Genomic DNA, 8,835 nt, shown 5'->3' with positions numbered 1-8,835 from the left:
CCGAGGGCAGGCCGCCCGCGGAGTGCACGCCCGCAGGCGATGCCGCCTCGCCCGGCAGCGCCGAGAACAGGGCATTGGCCATGCGCGCGATCAGCGCCGGGTCGATGGGGGCGCCGGACGCGTCGGCGCCCGGCGAGAAGGAAGCGAGGGTCATGGCCGCTCCTTGCGCTTCACTTGTAGGTGTCCGGGTAGTCGTGGTACTTGTTCACCTCGACATCGTCCAGCACGGCCAGCGCATCGCTGGTGAGCACGGCCAGCGAGCAGTACTGCGAGATCAGGTAGGACGCGATGGCGTGGTTGTTGATGCCCATGAAGCGCACCGACAGGCCCGGCCCCTGCTCGCCCGCCAGGCCCGGCTGGAACAGGCCCACCACGCCCTGGCGCTTGTCGCCCACGCGCAGCAGCAGGATCTTGCTCTTGCCGTCGGCCACCGGCACCTTGTCGGACGGAATGAGCGGAATGCCGCGCCACGTGATGAACTGCGAGCCGAACAGGCTCACCGTGGGTGGCGGCGTGCCGCGGCGCGTGGCCTCGCGGCCGAAGGCGGCAATGGCGAGCGGGTGGGTCAGGAAAAAGGCGGGCTCCTTCCACACCTTGGTGAGCAGCTCGTCCAGGTCGTCCGGCGTGGGGGCGCCGGTGAGCGGGAAGATGCGCTGCGCGTCGGTCACCTGGGCCAGCAGGCCATAGTCGGGGTTGTTGATGAGTTCGCTTTCCTGGTTTTCCTTGATCGTCTCGATCGTCAGGCGCAGCTGCTCCTTGATCTGGTCGTGCGGGCTGCTGTACAGGTCCGACACGCGGGTGTGCACGTCCAGCACCGTGCTCACGGCGTTCAGGAAGAATTCGCGCGGGTTTTCTTCGTAATCGACGAAGGTGCGCGGCAGCTGGTTTTCTTCTTCCTTGGCCGTGCAGGTGACGCGGATGGATTCCGGGTTCTTGACCTTGTTCAGGCGGTAGATGCCCGCCTCCACCGGCACCCATTGCAGCAGGTGCGTGAGCCAGCGGGGGCTGATGGTTTCGAGTTGGGGGACCGTCTTGGTCGCGTTGGCCAATTGCCGTGCGGCGTTGTCACCCAAGGCGGTCGTACCGCCCACAGTTGCAGACATGGAGAACTCCGTGCGTTGTTGAAGAAAGCCTGGGCAGTGTCAAAGCTTCCAGCGCATCGCTCAACAGGCTATAGCCGTCAATTGCAGTCCCCGCACGAGATTCGCATGGCCGATCGACTCGCCCCGCGTGACCAGCGCCGAGGGCCGCACGCCCAGGGCGCCGGCCAGCTTTTCCACCGTGAGCAGCGAGGCGATGGCGGCGCCCCGCTCGATCTCCCCGACGTAGGAGCGGTTCAGGTCCGAATGCTCGGCCAGCCGTTCCTGCGACCAGCCTTGCGCCTCGCGCGACTGGCGCACCGCGACCCCGAAGTTCTTGATCAGTACAGACATGCGTTTCCCTGTTTCTTTTTGCTGATGCCTTGGCAGCGCCGCGCCCTGTTTTCGGGGGCTGCGCCGCACCTACCCTTCTCGCGACACCGCCTGCGTGACGTTGCCGCCCTGCGGCACGTCATGGGTGACCCACACGTTGCCGCCGATGACTGCCCCACGCCCCAGAGTGACCCGGCCCAGCACGGTCGCGCCCGCATAGATGACCACGTCGTCCTCCACGATCGGATGGCGCGGCAAACCTTTCTGCAGAGTTCCGTCGGCATCCGTGGGAAAGCGCTTGGCGCCCAGCGTGACGGCCTGGTACAGGCGCACGCGCTCGCCGATCACCGCCGTCTCGCCGATCACGACGCCCGTGCCGTGGTCGATGAAAAAACCCGCGCCGATCTGCGCGCCCGGATGGATGTCGATGCCGGTCTGGCCATGCGCCAGTTCGGCCACGATGCGCGCCAGCAGCGGCAGGCCCAGCGTGTAGAGGCGGTGCGCGATGCGGTGGTGGATCATGGCCAGCACGCCCGGATAGCACAGCAGCACCTCGTCCACGCTGCGCGCGGCGGGGTCGCCCTGGTAGGCGGCGAGCACGTCGCTGTCCAGCAGGCGGCGGATGTCCGGCAGCGATGCGGCGAACGCCTGCGCGGCCTCCAGCGCCTGCGGCTCGATGGCCGTGCCGTCGCCCGTGCCCTGCTGGCGCGCGACGTAGCGCAGCTCCAGCCGGATCTGCGCCAGCAAGGTGTGCAGCGCCAGGTCGAGCGTGTGGCCCACGTACCAGTCCTCGCTTTCCTGGCGCAGGTCGTGCGGCCCCAGACGCATGGGAAAGAGCGCGCCCTTCAGCTGCTCCAGCGCCTGTGCCAGCGCATCGCGCGACGGAAATTCGCGCCCGCCGGGTTCCTGGGAGCGCTTTTGGGAATCGCGCCATTCGCGGCGGACGGCGTGCAGCGACTGCACGATGTGATCGATCTCGAAGACAGCCATCAAGGCCTCCTGCCTGGGATGAAAAATGGCGGCCCTCAGCGGGCCGCTGGTGGGGCCGCGAGGCCGCCATCAGTCCTGCACCCAGGGCAGGCGGTGATAGCGCCAGCCATCCGACGCGCCGCGTTGCTGGCGATCGTCGATCTCGCCTTCGAAGCCCTCGGCCACATTGAAGACATTCTGCAGGCCCGCCTTGGCCGCGGCCTCGGCCGCCAGCACCGAGCGCTTGCCGCTGCGGCACAGCAGCAGCACGGGGGCATCGCGCGTGGCGGCCTTGGTGATGGCGGCCTCCAGTTCGCGCACGAAGCGGGGGTTGCGGGTGAGCGCCGTGCCCGTGGCCCAGGCCACGTGCAGGCTGCCCGGCACATGGCCGACGAACTTGCGCTCCTCGCCCGACCGGACATCCACCAGGAGGGCCTGGCCCGAGGTGAACAGGTCCCACGCAACCGTGGGTGGCACGCCGCCGGCGTGGGCCAGGCCCGAGGCCTGGGCGTCGTTGTGGGCGGCTTGCAATGCGGTGGGCAGTTCGGTGTCTTGCACAGCGGTGGACATGGATCGTTCCTTTGGACCTGTGTGAATGGGTGGCTGCAGCCGCCCGTTTGGCGGGGCCTGGCCGTCCAAGCCAATGTAGAACCGCGCCGGCGCGAATCCAACGAATAAAAAAATCGGTTTCTCCATCGAAAAACATCTAAGCAACTCGTTGACGGTCCACCTCGGCGCCCCGCAGCCATGAAAAAAGCCGCCAGCACCCGGGAAGGCGCTGGCGGCTTGATCGAACGCGGGCCGATCAAAAGCCCGGCAGCACGGCGCCCTTGAATTCCGTCTGGATGTACTGTCGGATTTCTTCCGACTGGTAGGCCTTCACGAGCTTGGCGACCCAGGGCTTGTCCTTGTCGGCCTCGCGCACGGCGATCAGGTTGACGTATGGACTCTTGGCGCTCTCCTGCGCGATGGCGTCCTTGGCGGGGTTCAGGCCGGCGGACAGCGCGAAGTTGGTGTTGACCGCGGCGGCGTCCAGATCGTCCAGCGAGCGGGCCAGCTGCGCGGCATCGAGTTCGACGAACTTCAGCTTCTTGGGGTTGGAGGCGACATCCAGCGGCGTGGCCTTCAGGCCGGCCCCTTCCTTGAGCTTGATGAGCCCCTTGTCCTGCAGCACCAGGAGCACGCGGCCGCCGTTGGTCGGATCGTTGGGAATGCCGAACTTGGCGCCTTCCTTCAGGTCTTCGAGCTTCTTGACCTTCTTGGAATACAGGCCGATCGGGAAGTTGACCGTGTAGCCCGCCGACACGAGCTTGTAGCCGCGGTCCTTGACCTGCGCGTCCAGGTAGGGCTTGTGCTGGTAGCTGTTGGCATCCAGGTCGCCGGACGCCAGCGCCGCATTGGGCTGCACGTAGTCGCTGAACTCGACGATCTGGAGCTTGAGGCCGTCCTTTTCAGCGACCTTCTTGACCTGCTCGAAGATCTGCGCGTGCGGGCCGGCGGTGACGCCGATCTTCAGCGGCTTGTCCTGGGCCAGCGCGCCGGTTTGGAAGCCAGCGGCCAAGGCCAGGGCGAGGGTCGATTGCAGCAGGAAACGCTTGTTCACGGAAAACACCTTTTGAGAAGAGATGTCTGCATCTTAGGGTTTGCCTTATAAAACCCATAAGAATACGTTTTCATTTCCTTACTACGGGTGGACATAAAAACAAGGGCAGATGGCGCTGCTATAAATCCTGCATGCCTTCCCAAGCCACCTCTGCTCCGGATTTCGACCTGCCCACCGTGCGCGCCCTGGAAGAACGCGCCTTCAATGCCTGGCCCGCCCGCCAGACCGTTTTCCACCAGGGCTGGGTGTTCCGCCTGTCCGGCGGTTTCACCAAGCGGGCCAATTCGGTCAATGCGCTGGAGCCCGGAATGCCGTTCGACGGCGTGCTCGAAGCAGCGCAAGCGCTCTACGCCAGCCAGGGCCTTCGGCCCGTGTTCCGGATCTCGCCGATGGTGAGCGCCAGCGCCGAGCAGGCGCTGGAGGACGCGGGCTATGCGCTTTTCGAGCCCACGTGGGTCATGCAGGCGCCTCTGCCGGAGGGCGCACAGCCGCAGCCCTCGGTGGAAATCGCGCAAGCGCCGACAGCTGAATGGCTGGACGGGTTCGCCGCCGCCAACGGCGTGGCAGCGGCGCACCACGCCACGCACCATGCCATGGTGCAGTCGATCGCCCTGCCCTGCGCCTTCGCCACCGTGCGCCAGCACGGCCACGCCGTGGGCTTCGGCCTGGGCGTGCGCGAGCGCGGGGCCGTCGGCTTGTTCGACATCGTGGTGGCGCCCGGGCACCGAGGCCAGGGCCACGGGCGCGCGCTGGTGCAGGCGCTGATGCAGTGGGGCCAGGCGGGCGGCGCGGGCTCGGCCTACCTGCAGGTGCGCGGCGAGAACGCCACGGCCCGGCGGCTGTACGCCACGCTGGGGTTCACCGACACCTACCGCTACCACTACCGGGTGCTGGCGCACCCTTGACCCACCTTTGGTGGTGGCCGCCGCCGGACCACGCGATCCGGCCCGGGCGCCCTCCCTGCGGGCCGCTCAGCGGTGGCTCAGCCGGCGCACCGCCCAGTCGCCCAGGCTCTGCACGGCCTGCACGAAGAAGATCAGCACCACCACCACCGCCAGCATCACGTCGGGCAGGAAACGCTGGTAGCCGTAGCGGATGCCCAGGTCGCCCAGGCCGCCGCCGCCGATCGCGCCGGCCATGGCCGAGTAGCCCGTCAGGCTGACGAAGGTGATGGTCAGGCCCGCGACGATGCCGGGCAGCGCCTCGGGCAGCAGCACCTTCCAGACGATCTGCCCGGTGGTGGCGCCCATGGCCTGGGCTGCTTCGATCAGGCCGTTGTCCACCTCGCGCAGCGAGGCTTCCACCAGCCGCGCCACGAACGGCGCCGCGGCCAGCGTCAGCGGCACCACGGCCGCGGCCGTGCCGATGGACGAGCCGGTGATGAGCCGCGTGAACGGGATGATCGCCACCAGCAGGATGATGAACGGCGTGGAGCGCACGGCGTTCACGATCCAGCCCACCGTCTTGTTCAGCGGGCCGTTCTCCAGCACGCCGCCGCGGTCGGTCAGCCGCAGGAACACGCCCAGCGGGATGCCCAGCAGCGCGCCGACCACCCCAGAGATGCCCACCATGATGACCGTCTCCCACAGCGAGGTGGCAAACAGCTCCAGCATCATTTCCGAAAAATTCTCGAACATCTCAGGCCCCACTCTCTTCGCTCGCTTGCACTTCCTGCACCACCACCCCCTCGGCGCGCAATTGCGCGATCGCCGTGGCCAGCCGCGCGGCATCGCCGCTGGCATACACCGCGAGCGAGCCGAAGGTCTGGCCCTGGATCTCGTCGATCTGCCCGTGCAGGATCGACAGGTCCAGCCCGTGCTCGCGGATCAGGCGCGACAGGATGGGCTGGTAGGCGCGCTCGCCGGCATACGACAGGCGCAGCAGCTGGCCCACGCCGCCCTGGCCCGCAGCCCGCAGCTGCGACGCCAGGTGGCGCACGTGGTCCAGCACGCTGGCGGGCAGTTCCTGCGGCACGATCTCGTCGATCAGGCTTTTGGTGATGGGCTGCTGGGGCCGGGTGAACACCTCCAGCACCGGGCCCTGCTCCACGATGCGGCCGGCATCGATCACGGCCACGCGGTCGGCCACCTGCTTGATGACCTGCATCTGGTGGGTGATGAGCACCACCGTCAGGCCCAGCTCTTGGTTCACCTGGCGCAGCAGCGCGAGGATGGAGCGGGTGGTTTCGGGGTCGAGCGCCGAGGTGGCCTCGTCCGACAGCAGCACCTTGGGCCGGCTGGCCAGCGCCCGGGCGATGCCCACGCGCTGCTTTTGCCCGCCGCTGATCTGCGCCGGATAGCGGTCGCGCAGGGCCGACAGGCCCACCAGGTCCAGCAGCGGATCGACCCGGCCGCGAATGGCGGCCTTGTCCATGCCGGCCAGCTCCAGCGGCAGGGCCGCATTCTCGAACACCGTGCGTGAGGACAGCAGGTTGAAGTGCTGGAACACCATGCCGATCTCGCGCCGCGCCTCGCGCAGCTGCGCATCATTGAGCCGGGTCAGGTCGCGACCCGCCACGATCACCTCGCCCCGGGTGGGCCGGTTCAGCAGGTTGATGACGCGCACCAGCGAGCTCTTGCCCGCGCCGCTGCGCCCGATGATGCCGAACACTTCGCCCGGCGTGATGTGCAGGTCGATGCCGCGCAGCGCCTCCACCGGCCCCTGCGAGCCCTGGTAAATCTGGGTGATACCCCGTAAATCGATCATGAAAATGCCATGGCGCCACCGGGGCCCGCGGGCCGCGGCGGCGCTGAAAAGGAAAAATGCGGATGCGGGAATGTACGGGCTTGCACCCCAAACGCCAACGACCCTGAAATTGGGTGCTAAGACATTGCGGTTATGTAGCCGCGCCGAAGTCGTGGCAAAACGATCTTTTCCCGCGCTGGGGTTTTGGGCCGTTCGGGATGGCCGGGCGGTGGGTCGCAGCGGGCCTCGACCCGCGCCCAACCTGCACCGGGTGGATTCGATTGCTATTTATTTCATAGCAATATGCCCTAGTGGATATTGTGCCGGAGGCATTTTTCACCCAAAACCCCAGCCAAGGCCCCGGCTCACGCCTGGCCCCGGTTGAACCCCGTATCGAAGGTCTGCCGCACGTCCAGCCGCTGGCGCAGCAGCCCGGCCCCCAGGTAGAAGTCGGCCGTGCGCTGCTGGTCGGCCACCACCGCGGCGTCGATGTCCACCCATTTCGTCGCGCGGCGCTCGAACTGCAGCTGCGCCGCCTCCACAGGGATGCCGATGATGCGCGACAGCGATTCGGCGAACGGCCGGGCGTTGCGGTACGACCAGAGCTGCGCGCGCTCCACGCGCTCCTTGAAGTCGCGCAGGGCCTCGCGTTTGGTGTCCAGCGCCCCCTGCGTGGCCGCGAGAAAGCTGAGCCCGCTCGACAGCCCCCGCCCGTTGACCAGCACCCGCGCGTGCCCGCTCGTCTCGGCCAGTGCCGTGTACGGTTCCCAGGTGGCCCAGGCATCGACCGAGCCCTGGGTGAGCGCCAGCTTGGAGTCGGCCGGCGGGATGAACCGCACGTCGGCGTCCGCACCCTTCAGGCCCGCGGACTCCAGCGCCTTGAGCGTGACGAAGTGGCCGATGGAGCCGCGGTTGGTGGCGATGCGCTTGCCCTTGAGGTCGGCCGCCGTCTTCAAGGGTGAGTCGGGCCGCACCAGCACCGCCGTGCCGTACGGGTCGGAGCGGTTGGCGGCGAATGCCCGCACCTGGCTGCCGGCCGCCAGGGTGAAGAGCAGCGGCGCGTCGCCGATGGGACCGAAGTCCACCGCGTTCGCGTTCAGCGCCTCGGCCAGCGGGGCGGCGGCCGGGAACTCGCTCCACTGGATGTCGTAGGGCAGGCCCTTCAACTCGCCCGCCGCCTCCAGCAGCGCGCGCAGCCCGCCCTTCTGGTCGCCCGCGCGCAGTGCGATCCGCTGCTGCGCGTGACCCAGCACGGGTGAGAGAAAGGACGCCGCGGCCACCGAGGCCGTCATGAAGCGGTGGAAATGTCGCCGTTGCAAGGCCATGGAAGCTCCGTGTTCTGAAAGGGAAGAAAAAAGGCTGAGGAAAAGGAAGGAGACGGCGCCACCGCGCCCCGCGCGCCAGCGATCACAGCCCCAGCGCGCGCGCCCGGCCGCCAGGTACACGCTGTCGTCCTGCGGGGTGTGCACGCGCCCGCAGAGCACGTCGCGCAGGTGGCGCTCCAGCGGGTTTTTGCGCGCCAGGCCGTGGTTGCTGGTCAGCGCCAGGGCCGACTGCACCGCTTCGATGGCGTTGTGGGTGGTGGTGGCCTTGACCAGCCCGCTCTCCTCGGAGGGCAGCGGAGCGCCGGTGTCGAGCGCGGCGGCCAGCCCGGCGATGAGCCGGTCGTTGGTGAACAGCAGGCCTTCGATGCGGCCCACCGCCTCCTGCGCGCGCGCCAGCGTGGCCAGCGGCGCGCCCAGGCTGGCCGGCTTTCGCTCCTGCAGAAAACCCACCAGCCAGTGGCGCGCCGCGCGGGCCACGCCGGTGTAGAGCGAGCCCAGCATCACCGCCATCTCGGCCTGCATGGCGGGCTCGCCGCGCGCCCAGTCCTTGGGAAGCCGCAGCTCCAGCACGTGGCCGGCGGGTACCGCCACCTCATCGAACAGCACATCGTGGCTGCCGCTGGCCCGCAGGCCCAGGTGGTCCCATGTGGGCTCGATGCGCACACCGGGCTGGCCGGCCCGCACGAGGAAGGAGCCCGTGCGCGGCTCGGCATCGTCCGTGCGCGCCCACACCACGTACCAGCGCAGCGCCGGCGCGCCGGTGCTGTACACCTTGTGCCCGCTGAGCCGCCAGCCCTCTGCCGTGCGCCGCGCCACGGTGGCCGGCAGCCCGCCGCGCGCG

9 protein-coding genes and 1 pseudogene are annotated in these 8,835 nt (G+C 68.4%); 1 reads left to right on the top strand and 9 read right to left on the bottom strand.

Annotation, left to right across the window (positions count from 1 at the left end):
- Window positions 1–170: 170 nt before the first annotated feature.
- From AC27IO_RS17205 to AC27IO_RS17185, 5 genes are all read right to left on the bottom strand, one after another.
- Window positions 171–1,103 (bottom strand): family 2A encapsulin nanocompartment shell protein, encoded by a 933-nt coding sequence (locus AC27IO_RS17205; protein ID WP_272547788.1) that lies wholly within the window; start codon window positions 1,101–1,103, stop codon window positions 171–173.
- A 60-nt stretch (window positions 1,104–1,163) separates the two neighbouring features.
- Window positions 1,164–1,433 (bottom strand): helix-turn-helix domain-containing protein, encoded by a 270-nt coding sequence (locus AC27IO_RS17200; protein ID WP_272569047.1) that lies wholly within the window; start codon window positions 1,431–1,433, stop codon window positions 1,164–1,166.
- Window positions 1,434–1,502: 69 nt separating this feature from the next.
- The gene (gene epsC, locus AC27IO_RS17195) at window positions 1,503–2,402 is read right to left on the bottom strand and encodes a serine O-acetyltransferase EpsC (protein ID WP_498739853.1); all 900 of its coding nucleotides are present in this window, start codon (window positions 2,400–2,402) and stop codon (window positions 1,503–1,505) included.
- Between the two features lie 69 nt (window positions 2,403–2,471).
- Complete coding sequence (locus tag AC27IO_RS17190) at window positions 2,472–2,951, bottom strand: rhodanese-like domain-containing protein (RefSeq protein WP_498739851.1); 480 nt, start codon at window positions 2,949–2,951, stop codon at window positions 2,472–2,474.
- 235 nt (window positions 2,952–3,186) lie between these two features.
- Window positions 3,187–3,984, bottom strand: coding sequence for a MetQ/NlpA family ABC transporter substrate-binding protein (locus AC27IO_RS17185; protein ID WP_317357890.1), 798 nt, complete (start codon window positions 3,982–3,984; stop codon window positions 3,187–3,189).
- 131 nt (window positions 3,985–4,115) lie between these two features.
- Between AC27IO_RS17185 and AC27IO_RS17180 the strand changes: the two genes are divergently transcribed.
- The gene (locus AC27IO_RS17180; protein ID WP_498739848.1) at window positions 4,116–4,889 is read left to right on the top strand and encodes a GNAT family N-acetyltransferase; all 774 of its coding nucleotides are present in this window, start codon (window positions 4,116–4,118) and stop codon (window positions 4,887–4,889) included.
- 66 nt (window positions 4,890–4,955) lie between these two features.
- On the opposite strand, the gene AC27IO_RS17175 is transcribed toward AC27IO_RS17180, so the two are convergent.
- From AC27IO_RS17175 to AC27IO_RS17160, 4 genes and pseudogenes are all read right to left on the bottom strand, one after another.
- Window positions 4,956–5,621: a methionine ABC transporter permease gene (locus AC27IO_RS17175; RefSeq protein WP_272547794.1), complete on the bottom strand. Its 666-nt coding sequence runs from the start codon at window positions 5,619–5,621 to the stop codon at window positions 4,956–4,958.
- Between the two features lies 1 nt (window position 5,622).
- On the bottom strand, window positions 5,623–6,690 hold the full coding sequence (locus AC27IO_RS17170) for a methionine ABC transporter ATP-binding protein (protein WP_498739847.1): 1,068 nt from the start codon (window positions 6,688–6,690) through the stop codon (window positions 5,623–5,625).
- A 344-nt stretch (window positions 6,691–7,034) separates the two neighbouring features.
- On the bottom strand, window positions 7,035–7,994 hold the full coding sequence (locus tag AC27IO_RS17165; RefSeq protein ID WP_487091021.1) for an ABC transporter substrate-binding protein: 960 nt from the start codon (window positions 7,992–7,994) through the stop codon (window positions 7,035–7,037).
- Window positions 7,995–8,189: 195 nt separating this feature from the next.
- A pseudogene (locus AC27IO_RS17160) lies at window positions 8,190–8,765 on the bottom strand (acyl-CoA dehydrogenase family protein); the annotation flags it as partial.
- Window positions 8,766–8,835: the final 70 nt, after the last annotated feature.

Source organism: Acidovorax sp. KNOB132 (assembly GCF_057541515.1).
This window is presented reverse-complemented; position numbering and strand designations above follow the sequence as displayed.